Annotated in this window: 21 protein-coding genes; 4 read left to right on the top strand and 17 right to left on the bottom strand. The window is 41.1% G+C overall.

What is annotated here, in order from left to right:
- Positions 1 to 8: 8 nt before the first annotated feature.
- The 17 genes from RMB03_RS06995 to RMB03_RS06915 all read right to left on the bottom strand — a co-directional run bounded on the left by RMB03_RS06995 (position 9) and on the right by RMB03_RS06915 (position 12,475).
- Positions 9 to 356, bottom strand: coding sequence for a phage tail protein (locus RMB03_RS06995; RefSeq protein ID WP_311074933.1), 348 nt, complete (start codon positions 354 to 356; stop codon positions 9 to 11).
- Positions 356 to 970 carry a phage protein Gp37 gene (locus RMB03_RS06990; protein WP_311074930.1) on the bottom strand — a complete coding sequence of 205 codons (615 nt, stop codon included), beginning with the start codon at positions 968 to 970 and terminating at the stop codon, positions 356 to 358. The genes RMB03_RS06995 and RMB03_RS06990 overlap by 1 nt, the downstream gene beginning before the upstream one ends.
- Entirely contained in the window at positions 964 to 1,395 is a 432-nt protein-coding gene (locus tag RMB03_RS06985; protein WP_311074928.1) for a phage protein Gp36 family protein, read from the bottom strand. The genes RMB03_RS06990 and RMB03_RS06985 overlap by 7 nt, the downstream gene beginning before the upstream one ends.
- 11 nt (positions 1,396 to 1,406) lie before the next feature.
- Positions 1,407 to 2,339 (bottom strand): Mu-like prophage major head subunit gpT family protein, encoded by a 933-nt coding sequence (locus tag RMB03_RS06980; protein WP_032007173.1) that lies wholly within the window; start codon positions 2,337 to 2,339, stop codon positions 1,407 to 1,409.
- Positions 2,340 to 2,342: 3 nt separating this feature from the next.
- Positions 2,343 to 2,762: a hypothetical protein gene (locus RMB03_RS06975; RefSeq protein WP_311074925.1), complete on the bottom strand. Its 420-nt coding sequence runs from the start codon at positions 2,760 to 2,762 to the stop codon at positions 2,343 to 2,345.
- Positions 2,759 to 3,847, bottom strand: coding sequence for a phage protease (locus RMB03_RS06970; RefSeq protein WP_032007175.1), 1,089 nt, complete (start codon positions 3,845 to 3,847; stop codon positions 2,759 to 2,761). Before RMB03_RS06970 ends, RMB03_RS06975 begins: the two co-directional genes overlap by 4 nt.
- A gap of 89 nt (positions 3,848 to 3,936) precedes the next feature.
- Complete coding sequence (locus tag RMB03_RS06965) at positions 3,937 to 4,473, bottom strand: phage virion morphogenesis protein (protein ID WP_311074923.1); 537 nt, start codon at positions 4,471 to 4,473, stop codon at positions 3,937 to 3,939.
- Positions 4,470 to 5,720 (bottom strand): phage minor head protein, encoded by a 1,251-nt coding sequence (locus RMB03_RS06960; protein WP_311074921.1) that lies wholly within the window; start codon positions 5,718 to 5,720, stop codon positions 4,470 to 4,472. The genes RMB03_RS06965 and RMB03_RS06960 overlap by 4 nt, the downstream gene beginning before the upstream one ends.
- On the bottom strand, positions 5,720 to 7,339 hold the full coding sequence (locus tag RMB03_RS06955) for a DUF935 domain-containing protein (protein WP_311074920.1): 1,620 nt from the start codon (positions 7,337 to 7,339) through the stop codon (positions 5,720 to 5,722). The genes RMB03_RS06960 and RMB03_RS06955 overlap by 1 nt, the downstream gene beginning before the upstream one ends.
- A gap of 198 nt (positions 7,340 to 7,537) precedes the next feature.
- The gene (locus RMB03_RS06950) at positions 7,538 to 9,097 is read right to left on the bottom strand and encodes a hypothetical protein (protein WP_311074918.1); all 1,560 of its coding nucleotides are present in this window, start codon (positions 9,095 to 9,097) and stop codon (positions 7,538 to 7,540) included.
- Positions 9,097 to 9,642, bottom strand: a complete 546-nt coding sequence (locus tag RMB03_RS06945) for a DUF3486 family protein (protein WP_311074916.1) — start codon at positions 9,640 to 9,642, stop codon at positions 9,097 to 9,099. The genes RMB03_RS06950 and RMB03_RS06945 overlap by 1 nt, the downstream gene beginning before the upstream one ends.
- An 8-nt stretch (positions 9,643 to 9,650) precedes the next feature.
- Positions 9,651 to 9,962, bottom strand: a complete 312-nt coding sequence (locus tag RMB03_RS06940) for a hypothetical protein (protein WP_311074913.1) — start codon at positions 9,960 to 9,962, stop codon at positions 9,651 to 9,653.
- A complete protein-coding gene (locus RMB03_RS06935) occupies positions 9,959 to 10,303 on the bottom strand; it encodes a hypothetical protein (protein WP_311074911.1) in 345 nt (114 codons plus the stop codon). The genes RMB03_RS06940 and RMB03_RS06935 overlap by 4 nt, the downstream gene beginning before the upstream one ends.
- Complete coding sequence (locus RMB03_RS06930) at positions 10,300 to 10,659, bottom strand: hypothetical protein (protein WP_311074909.1); 360 nt, start codon at positions 10,657 to 10,659, stop codon at positions 10,300 to 10,302. The genes RMB03_RS06935 and RMB03_RS06930 overlap by 4 nt, the downstream gene beginning before the upstream one ends.
- Positions 10,656 to 11,156 carry a glycosyl hydrolase 108 family protein gene (locus RMB03_RS06925; RefSeq protein ID WP_311074908.1) on the bottom strand — a complete coding sequence of 167 codons (501 nt, stop codon included), beginning with the start codon at positions 11,154 to 11,156 and terminating at the stop codon, positions 10,656 to 10,658. Before RMB03_RS06925 ends, RMB03_RS06930 begins: the two co-directional genes overlap by 4 nt.
- 79 nt (positions 11,157 to 11,235) lie before the next feature.
- Positions 11,236 to 11,820, bottom strand: a complete 585-nt coding sequence (locus RMB03_RS06920; RefSeq protein ID WP_311074906.1) for a hypothetical protein — start codon at positions 11,818 to 11,820, stop codon at positions 11,236 to 11,238.
- A gap of 1 nt (position 11,821) precedes the next feature.
- The gene (locus RMB03_RS06915; protein ID WP_311074904.1) at positions 11,822 to 12,475 is read right to left on the bottom strand and encodes a S24 family peptidase; all 654 of its coding nucleotides are present in this window, start codon (positions 12,473 to 12,475) and stop codon (positions 11,822 to 11,824) included.
- Between the two features lie 104 nt (positions 12,476 to 12,579).
- On the opposite strand from RMB03_RS06915, the gene RMB03_RS06910 reads away from it, so the two are divergent.
- The 4 genes from RMB03_RS06910 (at position 12,580) to RMB03_RS06895 (ending at position 15,907) form a co-directional block, all read left to right on the top strand.
- Complete coding sequence (locus RMB03_RS06910) at positions 12,580 to 12,786, top strand: DNA-binding protein (RefSeq protein ID WP_311074902.1); 207 nt, start codon at positions 12,580 to 12,582, stop codon at positions 12,784 to 12,786.
- Positions 12,787 to 12,970: 184 nt separating this feature from the next.
- Positions 12,971 to 13,267, top strand: coding sequence for a helix-turn-helix domain-containing protein (locus tag RMB03_RS06905; protein WP_311074900.1), 297 nt, complete (start codon positions 12,971 to 12,973; stop codon positions 13,265 to 13,267).
- 4 nt (positions 13,268 to 13,271) lie between these two features.
- Positions 13,272 to 14,159: a hypothetical protein gene (locus RMB03_RS06900; RefSeq protein ID WP_311074898.1), complete on the top strand. Its 888-nt coding sequence runs from the start codon at positions 13,272 to 13,274 to the stop codon at positions 14,157 to 14,159.
- A 2-nt stretch (positions 14,160 to 14,161) separates the two neighbouring features.
- Positions 14,162 to 15,907 (top strand): DDE-type integrase/transposase/recombinase, encoded by a 1,746-nt coding sequence (locus RMB03_RS06895; RefSeq protein ID WP_311074896.1) that lies wholly within the window; start codon positions 14,162 to 14,164, stop codon positions 15,905 to 15,907.
- Positions 15,908 to 15,910: the final 3 nt, after the last annotated feature.

The following is a 15,910-nucleotide window of genomic DNA, read 5'->3' as shown; positions in this document are numbered from 1 at the left end:
TTTACCCCTTACGGTTCAATCAAAGCACCGTTTTCAGTTAACACAGGGTCACCTGATTCGGTATGTAAAGCTGCTTGAGTTTGTACGCCTTCTACTGCAAGCGCTACAGCTTGAGCATTAACAAGACGATAAGTTTTTACCGCTGCTTTAATCATGCGACCAGCTTGCGAATTGGCACCGAACTTAGCATCGGCTCCAGCTGTGTCATAAACATCAACTGGGGAGAGTTGCCCGGACAAAACATCTAGCGTCACAAAAAGTACTTTTTGCTCATTGGCTGGAAGCCCTGTGCGGAGGGTATTGATATTGACGTCTGTATAAACGCCCGGTGTTTTAATGCCCGCAGGAATACTCATTATTCATTTTCCTTCAGTTCAACCAGATCAGATGCGTCTACGACGCCATCACCCGGCTCAAAGAAATAATTGACATTGATACGGTGGATTTCACCGATAGATTCATCAGCCTCTTCACGGTCACGATCAGAAGCAGTAATTGTGTATTGCGTTGTAAATTCTTGAGAAAGCACACTAATTGATTGACTAGCGGTTTTAGTGTTGAAGATAGTTTTGGTGCGACCCAGTTCCAATGGCGCAAGCCCTTTGATGCCAACTGATGACAAGTCATTGCCAATCAAAAGTTGCTGTACTCGGTCCAACATTTCATACGTACCAATATCACTTGCAGCGCCTTGGCGTCTTGCTTCTTCACTACGAACGGAGCGAGTACCAACTAACACCACAAATTTCAATGGATATTCAGTCTTGTTATAACTGATCTTTTTAGGGGTGCCAGAACCCTCAAAAACCACCCAAATGGCTGGAAATGCTTTAACAATAGCGGTCAAGCCCTCATCAAATTCACCACCATATGTTTTGATTTGTCGTACCCAAGGCCATTTTTTATCAGTAATTTGATTAGCCATGACTTGTTTAAGGCCTTGCTCAACCACGCTTAAATTAATCACCATCCTTTACCTCCAAAGTCATGACGTCCAACTTGGAACATCACACTATTGGATGAGGTTTTAACAGGTTCAGACTCACCAGCTGGCGTACCACCGACACCAACAATCCCTTTAGAAATATCTTTCAATTTATTAATGGCATCGATATAACGGGTACGAATCGGGTCATCATCAGTCATTGCACCCGTACATGCATGGTAGCGCGCAATATGGCAAGCAAGGCTTTCAAGGAATGGTGGGACAGTTTGCAACGGCAGCTTATAGCGACCCATCAGATAGCCATCAATTTCTGAATTAGCTTCTTGCAGAGCTGCATTCAACTTATCGTAGTTAATAGCATCTAAATATTCAGATTCTTCATTATCAGTAAGCTGGATTAACTCATGCTCACCGAACTTTTTGATCATCGCTTCTGCCGTTGCATACATATCAATTCACCTTATGCTTGAGTACCAGTAGAACCGACAGCCATTTGCCATAAACCAAAACCAGCAACACCACGTGCTTCAACACCATAACGATATTTTTTACGCATGAAGACACTGTCACTGTTCATGTCGAATTGAGCAACAAAGTTTGGCTTTTTACGGGGTTGATAAACAATTGGTTTGACTGGACGAGAGGAATCCAAAAGGTGCCATTCAGTTTTTGTATCTAACCAAGGACATACCAATACTTCAAATTCACCTTTATATGGGTTCACCTTCCCATCTTCTAGTCGATCTGTAGTCATTAAGGCATTAGCAATTTCTCGTAATGCCGGAGGCACTACTAAAAGGTTTGCTTTTAAGTTGAGTGGCTTACCTTCAGAATCTTTTAATTCTTGCATCATGGTCATTGCAGCACCAAGACTTGCTTGTGCAGCTGCCAGTGAGGATACACTTAATGCCTTGGTTAGTTTGTTAGAAAAGACTTTGGCATTTTTACCTTCACCAACTTTATGATCAGTTGAATAAAAAGGTTTATCGTCATAACACTTTAGTTCAAAGCCTTTTGTTAAAACGGTGAAGACAAGATCATCAGGCCATTCTTTAGCTGATTGACCAGCAGCTTGGGTTTCGATGGTGTACATACCTAAGTTATCGTCTTCAATATCATTACGATCTACTTCAACAGTAGCTTCATAATCTTCATTGACCAGAATATAGGCATGACCTGTTAATTTTTTAACCGCTTTATCACCAATCCACTTACGTAAAGCAGGAAAACGATCCGTCCACGCATAAGTATTAGATGCACCAGTACTTGGAACTTCCATTGCAACTTTCGCATAGTTACTAGGAGCCGCATCAAAAGCGTTTTTGAATACCAGCTTAAGGCTTGTGCTTAAAGCATTCAGAATACGAGCGCCATTTTGTTCAGTAATAATCATTAATTAAATCTCCACCCAAACGCGGTCAGTAAATTGCGTATCAAAACCCATAAATTTGCCTGCAACCGGAAGGCCAGCACCTGTTGTTTTAGCGACAGTTTGGTTATCTTCTACAAAAACCTCATCACCAAATTCAGCCTGTGTGACAGCATCAGTTGCTGAATTACGGAACAAGAATTGTTTTTTTCGTCGAGCACAAGCTAAAACGTCACCAGCTTCACCATCTGTGTTGTCTGCTGAACCATCCCAAACACCCACAACCTTTTGGGTTGCTGCAATTGCAGCAGCAGAGCCAACTGCGAATCCCGTGTCATCAACTAACGCGAAGGTCCCAACTAGAACCACTGCACCAGCTTTTAATGGAACAGGGATTAGTTCACCATCACGCATTTCTGTGACGATTCCATTTTGGATATATGTCATTGATTAGCTCCTAAATCTGATGGATCAAGCCCTAATTGGGTTGCAATGCTAGTGGTAATATCATCTACAACAGGTTGTTGTTGATGGTTTGCAGCCAAGTTGACTTGCTCAGTTTGGCGTTGAGTTAGAGCTGCAATTTTCGGGAGGCTTTCAAGATGAGCCTTAACAAAATCGGGATTGGTTTTTGCCTGATCCTTCATCCATGCAATGGTTGATTGACCAGTCAAACGACCATCACTACATGCAGCCACAATGAGATCATCAATTTCTTTAGATTTTTGAGCTGCTTCAGCTGCACCTGCTTGGTTTACAGCCTCTTGATATACGCTCATAGGCACAAATTGGGTCGGATCAACCGTGGCTTGACTATTTGCTGCAACCTTGAGTTGATCAATTGCATTTAATGCATCAAAAAGGTTTTGACCATTTGCAGCGACGGCAACACCAATTTTTTCTTTGATTTGCGCTGACAGCTTGTTAAGTTCTGCCAAAATTTCCTCTGCTGTTGCAGACAGTGGCAGATTTAACATCCAACGCAGTTGGTCTAATAACTCATCCATTTCAGATTCCTGTGGTGAATTTTGGGTAAAGTAATCCTGTGCCAAGGCAGCAAGTTGAGCCTCGGGCAGATTGTCTAAGTTCGGGGTGTTGGTTAATGCGACACTATGAAGTCCAACGACTTCACCAGTATTTTTGGTATAAAAAAGAACGGGTGATAAATACTTATATTCTTCCTTCTCGATATGTTCTTTAGCCTTATCGAGCCATTTAAAATTAGTACTACATATGCCAACTCCCTTGATGTATGAAAAAGATGCTGCCTTGAGCCACCCCGATGCTGGAGCTGGTTCACCAGTTTCCTGTGCTTTCAATGTGGCATGTTCATAATCAATCACCATATCAACTGCACGTTGATTTAATGCAGCAACAATCTGCTCACCACGCTCTGGAGTAAGTATCCAGTGCGGTGCATCAAAAGGTCGTCCATCAACTCCGCTAAATGTTCCTTCAGGAACAAGAACTAGACGAGTCGATGTAGCATTCAAGTCAAATGAGCATGAAGCAACAAGAATTGATTTAGGCATAACATCTACTTTTAAAAAGATGTTATGAGATTAGATTGGAGAGAAAGAAAAGATCAGGCGGAAGGACTTCCGCCCAGTTTTAATTATTTTTATGCAAAGCTTTTGTGCCAGTAGAAATCAACATCATCAAAGACAGCATCTTCAGCTTCACGCTGTAAGAATCCGCGTTCATCCATTGGTAAATAAGGACGTGGTGGCATATCAATATTATGAGGTTTTGTTACACCAGCTGTAGGTCCAGTAAATCCATTACTTACAAACTGTGCACGACCATCACGAATTACATATCGAGTTCCACCCGGATGCTTAATTGTTCCACCAAAATGATGAATCGCTGCATATATGACATTTGTGCCTATAGTGACACTATCACTTGTGACAGATGTGGTAATGCTTCTACGCAAATGACCCGTTTGAAATAGCAATTTACCCGGCTTACGTTTCTTTGCATAATTCGGGCTTAATCCTGCCCATTTTGGGCGACCCTCACTATCAAAATTATCTTGTGTAACCGTATCAAAACTAAGTGCAATCGCATGACCCAGTCGGGTTGTATCCTGCATTGCAGCAGCAACTTTGCTCAGTCGGGTTTGTAGAGCATCATCATTAATCTGAATTACATTCATTGAATCACCTCAAAATCATTGGAAGGCATGCCTTTGAAGATTCGTGAAACTTGCAAATGACCTGACTCAACCTTTAACTCAACAACCACATCATCTGGTAATAAATAAAATAGGGTTTGGGTTTGTTTATCCCAAAGTTTCTGCTCTACCTTGGTGATTAAATCAGGCAATGCACTCAACACAGACACAGAGATATCAGAGTATTTTTTATTCACAATCACATCATCACGCATCCAAACCATTTTAGATTCAAGTGATTGACCCTGTGCAGATAAAAACCCAACTGAATCAGATTGAAGTACACCAACTGGGCTAAACTGTTTTTTCGGTTTTGAAAGGCTTAGAGCATTTTTCACAAAACTCTCATTAACTTTTGAAAGATTGTGATTAGTAATCAACTGTTGTGCCTGTTGCAAACCCTTGGCTTCACCCATTAAATCAGTTGCACGACGTACCATCACGTCGTCCATTAAATAACTTGAAGCTGGAGAGCCATTAAACCCGGCAGCAGGTGCAAATGTTAATTTCCCGTCTTTTGTTGGAATATCAAACTGCTTGCGTTTAGCAATGACATCAGCACCCGTATTACGGTCTGTACCAACACGCTCATATATTTCCGTTTCATGTCCATCACTGGATAAAATTTCTTTTCCTTCAACCTCACGGGCTGAGCGTGCAATTACCCGGCATTTACAACCCCACTCACTGGGCGGATAAGCAACACTCCAGAAGGGATCATCAAAACGGAATAATCGACCGTCCAAGGCAACGTGCTGTTTACGGGGATTACTAATCGTAATATGTCGCCATTCCCAATAGGGCCTAGTTTCACTGCCAGCCATCATTGCTTTATAGCGTCCAGCTGCAAATGCGGATTGTATATTTGTATCGTAGATTGTACGCAAACGTCGCGGGCTTCCCAGTTGGACCTCTTGTTCACGACCTTCAGGATTTATGACGGTTTTCTTTCCCCACCAGCCCTTACTTTGAAGCGTTGGGGTAATGCTGGCTTTCCATTGCTCCAGTGTTTGGCCTTGCTGCATCGCACTAATCAATGATTGACGAATATCTTGCAATAGATCCATGCGGGCAACTTTAGCAACTGTGAAGGCACGACTGTGGGCATTATCCAAGGTTTCATGCCAATCCCAACCAATCTTAAAACCCTTTTTTTCAAGATAAGAAATGGCATCACTTGGCGGTAGTTCGAATAAAGCTTTCAACTCTGGACGTTGAGCAGTAGGCATTAGCTTTGCTCCGCTTGAACACTTAAATGCCCCATCACTTCAGCAGCAAAAATCAATCGAGTTAATTTTTCTTGTAAAGCCGGTTCATCATCTGCCGGGTAAACGTCCTGAAGGATGGCTAAAACTTCCTCTTCATTGCCAGCATCAATCTTTGCAAGCAATTGCTTAGTCCAGTCTTCAGCGGTAGCTTGTGCGTTCTCAGATTGATCTTTCACTAGCAGTTGTAATGCCTGTTCTTCAACAGGCAACTGGGCAGAGTTTGCAGCAATTAAACTGTTTAATAGGTTTGGCTGGAAAGTATTTAATGCAAGGTTAGGTATCTGACTAGGCTGCTGCAAAATCCCAAGTACAGGTTCCTGATCATCAGCAGGCTGTGGAATGCCAAGCTTTTCATGCGCCCAAGACAAAGGAATTTTCATACCCACACCAACAAGCTTCTCAAGTGAGTTACTAAATACCTCCATGTCTTCAACATCGCTGGTATCAAAGTAAAACTCTGGATAGCGGTCTTTAGGAATATTGGGGTAATTCAATCGCATCATTGAACTGATTAAACTATCAGTCAAAGAACGTGCTAATTGTTTTGCATCAGATTTTACAATAGCTCTAAATTGAATCTCATGTGTGTTCGATTGAGCATTTGTACTTGTTTTACCATCCGCCTGTGAAAGTAAAGTACCACCCACAATTACTTTTGATTCTGTCTTTTCACACCAACTGACCAAATCAAAATGGTTTTTCGTATCACCATCTGTGGCTTTCTCAAAATCAATGCTCATGCCTTTGGGAATAATGCCACCAGCATTTCGCCCAATACTCATAACGGCACGTAGCAAGGTCATTTTTTCTTCTTGCGTCGCACCTTCTTGATATTTACCAATTTTGCTAGGTAGTCCATAAGTTTCCAAAAACTCCATGACATCACGGACACCATAATTTTTGAATAAAAAAGGCCATGCCAAAATCCGGTGTAAACCTGAACGGGCAATATATCCTGACTTCGCCTGATGCTTATGCACAAACCAACCAAAGTCCCAAAACTCACTACCTTCTGGTGAACTATCATTTAGCCTTAATTCATTGGGAGATGCTTGAGGTGTCATGAAATTTCTAGGAATGGTGTAGTGGAACTCTTTAGGTAACCATAGATTTCCCAATCGTTCCCATTCAAGTTCTTGACAACCATAACCATGTCCAATGGCATCTAGTGCATTATAAAAAACCAACTCTAAACTTTTAATGTCACCAATCCATTCAGCAACTTCTTCAGCAATCTTTTTTTCTTGTGTGGTTGGGTTCTTTCGAGGAGGTTTAACATTCCAATCTAGACTATTAACGCCTTTTTTCCGCTTATCCATTTCAGAAAAAATATGACCATCACGCTCTTCCATATCACAAAACAAATCAGCTTGAGCTTGCAAGTTGCCTTGTTCAGCGTCTGTCAATAATTGGTGTAAGCGTTGTGGCGTCATACCAACGACCGGGTGCTCTTGCCACTGATTAGTCAGCCATGCCACCTCAGCAGTCTGACGTGTTTCAAGTGCAGTCCGATCTTGTTTCTTAGAGGTGCGGTCTTTTTTAGCCATGAGATGAAAATACAGTTGAGGATTCTGCATCATTGTTGGACTTATAGAGGGAAAAAATCAGGCGGAAGGACTTCCGCTCAGTTTGATATTTTTTTAATGCTCAGAATTGCGATCTAAGCGATTTAATTCGTTTTATGCATCATTGCAGCAAATAATAAAAGAAATCGCTTAAATCGCGTTTATAAAGATTTATAAATCTATAAATGAACTAGCTCAGTCATTTGAATGGAATTAATAGCATCCAACTTCACTAAACCAGCCATCATAATCATCTGGATTCGTTTCAATTTCCTCTCTAGAAGGTAATGGAATGAACTCAATCGGTGCTGAAGGATGGTTGCTGGCATAATCTGCTAACAAGTGAGCAATCGCACTATCACCGTGACGATCTTTATTATTTGAATTAGATTTACCCTGTGCTGGAATACGAGCAACACCGTTTACCATCACAAATGCTCGGTGATCTTCCAAGACATCCTGATCCGCTGGCATGTTCTCAATATCACCATCTTCCAGTGAGGCTTTAAAGTGTGGTGTATTTTCCCTATACCATGCTTCAGTCAACATGATGGCCTCAATTCGTTCGCCATATATGACCTGCATCGCTTCAGCTAAATAGCCACCATTACCGCCTGCATCGTGAGCGCCTTTACTAAAGTTAGGCAGTATCGCAACAATCAGCTTTAGAAACTCTTCTTGTTGTTTATATGGAACTTTGAACATCTCAAACAAGAAAGGAATACGCTTTTTTGTATTTGGTTGTTCTACCAATGGCCAGAATGAACAAGCATTGACTTTACGAGCAAAGTCTAAGCCATAGTAACTGGTCATTTTCTTTGGTAAAGCTTCAATCAATGGCTTTAAATGTTCATTAAAGAATTCTAGTACTTCAGCATTTCGAGCCTCTTCACTCACATTGCTAAAGTCATCCCAACCTTTAGGTGCATGAAAACGGATGACTGGTACTGTGCTGTCTTTCTTACTCTCTAATAATGAATGTGGCAGCCAGCGACCACCACCTTTGGAGGGAACAACATCTAGCTCTTCATTGGCTGCATCACCATAAAACCCATAAACATCATCAACCCATTCTTTTTCCTCATCAGGATCATATGCAATGCCTTTACGTAAACAAACGGTATGACTATATAAACCTTGAGCTACAGCATCAGAGAAGGTTATACGATGGACTGACCCTTTACGCTTACCAGATCGTATTTCGTTAATCAGTTCATTAAATGGATTATCTTCACCTTCATGAGTACTAATTACTCTGACACATCCCCCAAGAATTAAGAACGCTAAAGCAGCCTTAAGCAAACCCGGCAAATCATCATGGAATGCTGCCTCATCAATAATTAGACGACCTTGACGCCCACGTAAGTTGGATGGTCGGCTGGTTAAAGCTTCAATTCGAAATCCAGAATTTGGAAAACGGATAATATAAGTCTGGATCTGTTTATCACCATCCTCCCAAATACCTTCCTCAAGTTCACTTGCAGCTAAGTCATAGACCCTTGCCCACATTGCACAGGCTTGAATAAACTCAACTGTCATATCCTTGTTGTACCCAACATAATAGATATTTTGACCACCTGCATTTCGATCACTGGCACATTCAAGTGTTGCATCGGCACATTCAGCCCATGTCAAACCAATACGACGTGATTTTTCAGCTACTTTCAATGGGGTTTTATCTGATACCCATTTTTGCTGATACTTTAAAAGTACAGCTGGCACATCACTAAAAAAATCAGGCTCAAGTGATTCATGAAGAGGGTTATTTGACATTAACTCGTTATCCCTAAAATCTGTTTACGGATTTCATTAGCTGTTTCTTTGGATAAGCCACTTTTCTTAACAATCTTATCCACCTCTTTAGCAGCAGCTTGAACACGCTCTTTAACTTCAGATTCCCACTTTTTCTGGTTCACAGAAGCTTTGGAAATTTCCGCAATACCTTTACCAGCTTTTGCCATGAGCATGATGCGATCTGCTGGGTCTGCATCAGGATTTTCTGATTCTTGCAAAGCAATGAGCGCATTAAACAATTCAGTTTGAACTAGTGATAAAACAGCAGAGCTACGCATATCACTATCATCGGGTGCAGCATCGGCAATCATCATGGCTGCTTGTGTACTGGCCTGAACCGCTGCAAGTTTTTGTTCTACTTTTTGACCGTAACGGTGTACGCTTGACTTGCTGACGTTGTAACCGCGCTCTTGCAGAATATTTGCAATTTCTTCATAGCCACAAAAACCCTGATCCATAAACCGCTTATCAAGCCAAGATTTATCCTCAGCACTTAGTAGGTCAATTGATGACTCTCTTGCCATGTGTCACCTCAGTTCCAGTACTTATCTGGACGAGCAATACCAGCTTGACAGTCAATCGTGTACTCAACGATATCAATACCCAAACGGTCAAGCTTTGCATGCCAATGACCATCAGGCTTTTTTGTAATTTCAACCAGCTTACGCTCTTCCAAATAGTCCAATTGAACATGTAATTCTTGTGGGGTTGTATCAGCGTACAAAGCACGCATGACATCAAGCAGTAAAGTATCCAATGCACCCAAAGGACGTGCTTTATCTAATGCATTAAGCAAATGCCAGCGCATACCTTCACGACGGATTTTTTGAAGATCAAAACTCATGGGTTAATTCCTTGCTTAATCTGAACTTTTTCAAGCTTTTCTGCTACAGCATCAAGCTTGGCTTCAATAATGGTTTGACCGCGAATATAGTCATCACGGGCAATGTAGCGAAAAGGCATATCGGCTTTGAACTCAAGGAATTTACGTTCAAGCTCACGGACTTCTTCTTGACCCTTAGCAGCTTGGCGTGACACTTCCTCAATCTTCTGATTCGTTGATTCGAAGTTTTGCTGGATGTTTTTATTAATCTGGCCGCCCATCAGTCTGATCATTCCAGCGACTGCACTCAGCACAGCCGATAGAACTAAAAACACTTGATATGGTTCAAGCTGAATTATCATGCATCCTCCTTGAGCGTATCGGATGCAGGCGGCAAAGGCTTCTTCCGGTTCTGATCGATAAATCGGAAAATCACCCCCAGTGCAGACAAAACAGGTATAACATTTTCACGATTAGCTTCTGGGATAAGCGCTATAATTTCAGGTGGAACCCCGTTGTATCCGACCCAAGCAATAACTAGCAAAATCCAGTTCGACAACCACAACCAACCACTACGCCAGTTTTCTACAATCCAGCGCTTTTTGAGCTTTACTGCAACACCTTGAATATATTGTGAATCAACAGGTTTATTTTGATTCAACAAACCATTTTGACTTTTGGCTAGCTGACGTCGGAAATTACGCTTCCACTGGCTCATACCACATCCTCCACACCATATTTAAGATTTACAGCAACCCGTACCATCCATCCGCCACCAAATACTTTGACAGTTGAAATCTTTGAATAAAATTCAAGTCGTTTGGAATTGAATAAACTAATTAAAGTAAGTTGAGGTGTCTTACGAACTGCCGCTAAAGTTAAGTCACCAACGATGCCATCGTCCTTAACCCCAGCAGCACGCTGTAGAAGTTTCCGAGCATTAACCAAGCCATGATTAACTGCCGCATCGAAAAGTTGGAAACCCACAGAGAATGGGAAACTGTCACAGCTCATTGCATCCCAGTATTGGTTTTTATAAATTTTTTCAACAATATCCATTGGGATATCTTTCATTGAACCTTTATAACCGTACTGACGGGCAACGCTTTTTGTAATGCCGTAATTGGTTTCACCACCAGGATCAGAGGGATGATTTACATATCCGCCTTCATGTTGAAGCACTCGTTTTAGTGCTGTTTGAAAAGTTTTGTTCACAAAAAAACCCCATCAAATGATGAGGCTAAGTTTGTATATTTAAGTTTATTTATATCAGGCGGAAGGACTTCCGCTCAGTTTATTGGGTATTAATCATAGCTTCAAGTTTAGCTCTTTTTTCAGGATCATTAACAACATCTAAAATAGATTTCAAACTATGGGTGGCTGTTAGGTGGTCTTGATTGGCTTTTATTCTAGCAATTGTATACGTGGCTAGTAGTCTAGAAATACACTCTTTAGTTTTTTCTGTTTGAAGTTCACAAGCTTTATTATCCACTCCCATAGAGATAACTTCTAATATTTCATCAATATCTGATTTCTTGTTTTCCTTCTTTATTTCTTTTTCAAAATAGTAAGAAATATCTGCAATATTTTCTTCAGACATGCCTGTTTGATTGCTTAACGATTCTAATTTCCCATTTAATGCTGAAACACGAGGGTCATCTACTGATACATCATTTCCTTGATCAGCAATAGATATTAATTTATAGCCCATTGTATTTTTAACAGAGTTCTTTGCCTCTTGCTCAGCATAAGCTGCTGCATCTTGCTGCGTAGTAACACCTGACACATATTGCCCTGAGTCATTTGATTTTTCGACAGCTGGCTCTTTAGAACAACCAGTTAATGCCACTAGACAAACTATTAAAATTAATTTTTTCATATCAATAAAAGTTCTTTGATGAATTAACGACTTTACCAATTACTTCAACATCATGTGCAGCATCTAAATCTAATTTCATTGGCGGATATGCCTTGTTATCTGAAATCAATAATAAGGTGTTATCAAGCTGTCTTTGGATGCGCTTCACCCAAGTCATCTCACCACTACGAATAACGTAAATATGTCCATCTTGAGGGTTAACTTCTGCTGTATTGGTAAGGATTGGCTCTCTATCTGCAATGGTTGGTTCCATAGAATCACCACGTGTAATAAAGACTTTTAAATCTTTTACAGAGAATCCTCTCGACCTTATCCAATCATTTCTAAATGCCATGTAGTTCGATGGATCATCTCCAGCACACACTACAGAACCATGACCAGCTGAAATTACAACATCTTCATGAACAGGGATTAATGAAAATCCATCAAATCCGTCTGGTAGATCACCAATAGTACTTAGCACTTTATTGCCAGTAATAATGTAATTCACATCAACACCAGCTTGACTTAGTGCAGATAATTGCACTGCATTTGGTGATGATGCATCTTTCTCCCAATCTATCAAAGTTCGCTTAGAAATGCCTGCAATTTGAGCAAAGTCAGGTTGAGTTAAACCTAGACGAGTTCGTTCTTCTTTAATTCTAAGCCCGATCATGAAAATTTCCTCATCAAACATATTAACTAGTGCAGTTATCTGCACTATCGTTAGACTTAAATGCAACTATATACGAACATATCCGCACATAAGAGGGTTTAGAGATGCGAAATAAATCACCAGACCAAGTTAAAAAGGACTTTGAACAGAAAGGTGAAACCATTACAAATTGGGCAATTGCACATGGTTTTGACCGACATGATGTCTACAAAGTTCTCAATGGTCAGGCCAAATGCAAACGCGGTAAAGGACACGAAATCGCAGTTGCATTAGGTCTAAAGCAAGACATTAGCCCAACGCCTAATGCCTAACAATTTGCACATTTTTGCACAAATTTGCACATAAGGAAAGAAACATGAGAGCAAATTTCTTCACCTTGCTGTTTCTATTTGTATCGGCATTTGGCTACATGCAATGGTTTTTTGCAGAGCAGGACAACCAAATACTCCGTGATGAACTTGTTTCACTGAAACACAACATGAGGGGTGATCACTAATGTCAGCAGTAAATAAGTCAGCTAGCAAAGTCCTTAAGGTTTTAAAGGCTTTACGTGGACACAGCTTGAAAGGCGCAACTAATCAAGAGCTTGCAAACCAATTAAATGAGTCACCAAGCACCATTACTCGTGCATTACAGACACTCGTAAATGAAGGCTTGGCAATGCAAGAACAAGATGGCTCTTACACATTAGGCACAGCAGTTGTGCAAATGGCAAAGGCACACAGTACTGAAATCGAACGTGCAAAAGCTCGTATCGAAGAAGTTGAAAAACGTACAGCAATTAATTGGTGATCACATGGATTATGAAGAACAAACAACCGAGTTATCAGTTTCAGAGCATGCGCACAAGCTTGGTGTGCTTGCAACCCAATTCGGCTATGAAGGTTCACTTACAGTTGGCGCGCTTGAAGATGAAATTCGCTTTTATCAACGTCGCACAGTTGAAGCATGTCTAGAGCTTGGAAAGCGTTTAATTCTATTAAAAGAAATGACGCCACATGGTGAATTTAGACAACGCACAGACATGCTCAATATTAATGAGCGTGCAGCACGCAGATTCATGTCAGCCGCTTTGAAATTTTCCAAAACGGACAATTTGACCGTTTTGAAAGCTGCGGGTAACCAATCTAAATTGCTTGAACTTTTAGTTCTAGATGATGAAGAAATCAAAGAGCTAAGCGAAGGTGGTAGCGTCAATGATATCACTTTGGATGACATTGATCGCATGACTTCTAGTGAGTTACGTAAAAAACTGCGTGACATGAAACTTGACACTGAAGCCAAAGAGCAAATTCTCCAAAAGAAAGACCAAAAGATCAATGAGCTTGATTCAAAATTAACTAAGCTCCAAAGCCCAGCTGAAATAAAAAAGCGTGCTGAATCTGAAGAACAAGCTATAGAAAAAGCTGCTTTAGAAACTTTAAACACTGCCAGCATTACTTTTTTAAATGCACTTATGCGCTATCAAAATGAAGTAAATAGCGTACTAGACACGGCTGAGAAGAAAGGCATTTCACAATTATTTGAACGTGTTGATGAAGCTGTTATTGCGACATACCAACGCATTGCTCAATACAGTCAAAGCCTCAATGTCCAAGTCGATTTTCAAAATATGTTGACGCCAGACTGGATGTTTCTCCAAGCAGCTGACTTACCACCTATTGAAGTTGATGGTGAGGCTTAATCATGTCTAATCCAAATCTAGCAAAAATCGACTATTTGCGTGAAGTAGCAGCAAAGCTCACCAATGCTGGGTTTGGTGAAAAAGCTGAGATTGCAAAAACTGCTTGTGACTATTTACGCATAAGCAAGGCACAACTTTACCGCGAACTTGAAACAGTTGGCTATAAGTCTGGTCGCAAACAACGCAGCGACAAAGGCAAGTCAATTGTCAGCGTAGAAACTGCTGAACTTGTTGGTGGCATGGTCATTAGCGCAATGAGTAAAACTGGCAAAAAACGCATGCCAATCAACCTAGCTTTGGAAGTTGCACAAGACAGTGGCAAAGCACCAAAAGTTTCAGCAGCGACTATTTCTAGAGTTATGAAACAAAACATGTGCCACCCATCTCAACTTGTTACACCGACGGCACACCAACAACAACGCTCTTTACACCCTAACCACGTTTGGGAAGCTGATGCATCAATTTGTGTGGTTTTTTACCTCAATAAAAAATCTGGTATGCACGTTATGGATGAGCGTGAGTTCTACAAAAACAAGCCAGCAAATTTAAAGAAAATCGAAAAAGACCGTGTGATCCGTTATGTCATCACAGACCACACATCTGGCTGGATTTACTTTGAATATGTTTGGGGAGCTGAAAGCTCTGAGAACTTAACTAATGTGTTTTTAAACGCCATTCAATTACGCAGCAACCAAGAACCAATGCATGGTGTGCCATTCATATTTTATGTGGATAAAGGCTCAGCAAACACCAGCGGTTTATTCCGTAATTTACTTGAACGACTCAACGTTGAGTTTATTGCTCATGCTACCCACAACAGCCGTGCAAAAGGTCAAGTTGAGCAAGCAAACAACCTCATTGAAACCCAGTTTGAGTCACTACTGAGCTTTAAAACAGTAGATAGCATTGAAGAGTTAAATGCCTTTGCAACCCAATGGCGTGTGATGTTTAACGAAACAAAAGTACATAGCCGTACTAAACGTACACGCAACCAAGTTTGGCAGATGATCCGCCCTGAACAATTGCGTAAGGCTCCACCAATTGAATTGTGCCGAGAGCTTGTAAGCACATTACCTGTATCTCGTACAGTCAAAGGTGATTTGACAATTCAGCATACGATCAAAGGTTATGGCGAACAGTTCTATAACGTCCGTCACATTGATGGCATTTATGTGGGCGCAAAAGTTGATGTGGTTGTTAATCCATATCGTGCACCTGACATTGATGTCTTGATGACCAATGAACATGGTGAGCAAGTCATCCACACCGTGCAACCAGATCAATACGACATCTTTGGTCAACTGGCTGAATCGCCAGCTATTGGTGAAGAAATTCGCTCTATGCCTGACAGCAAAATTGACCAGTCACGTAAGCGCATTATGAAACAAGCTTACAACGCTGAAACACAAGCTGAAGTTGATAAGGCTATCAAAAAGCGTACCCCAGCGTACCAAGGTCAAATCGACCCAACTGCACACATTACCAAGCATGAGGTTCCTGAATATTTACCACGTGCTGGTGAACAAATGCAGACAGAAATTAGCCGTCGTCAGGTTGCACCAGTCAACTTGATTCAAGCAGCAAAACAAATTCGTGGGCTTGTTGGTGAGTTGTGGACACCAGAATGTATGGCTGCACTCAAGAAATCCTTCCCTAATGGAGAGGTTCCACAAGACGTTATTCCTGAAATTGCAGAAGGCATCAAAGCTGCAACCCAAAAACCAAAATTACGAGTGGTTGGAGAGTAATCC

Origin of the sequence: Acinetobacter sp. V91_7 (assembly GCF_031799075.1) — a bacterium.
GTDB lineage: Bacteria > Pseudomonadota > Gammaproteobacteria > Pseudomonadales > Moraxellaceae > Acinetobacter > Acinetobacter calcoaceticus.
The sequence above is the reverse complement of the archived record's forward strand: the minus strand, read 5'-3'. Positions and strand labels throughout refer to the sequence as shown.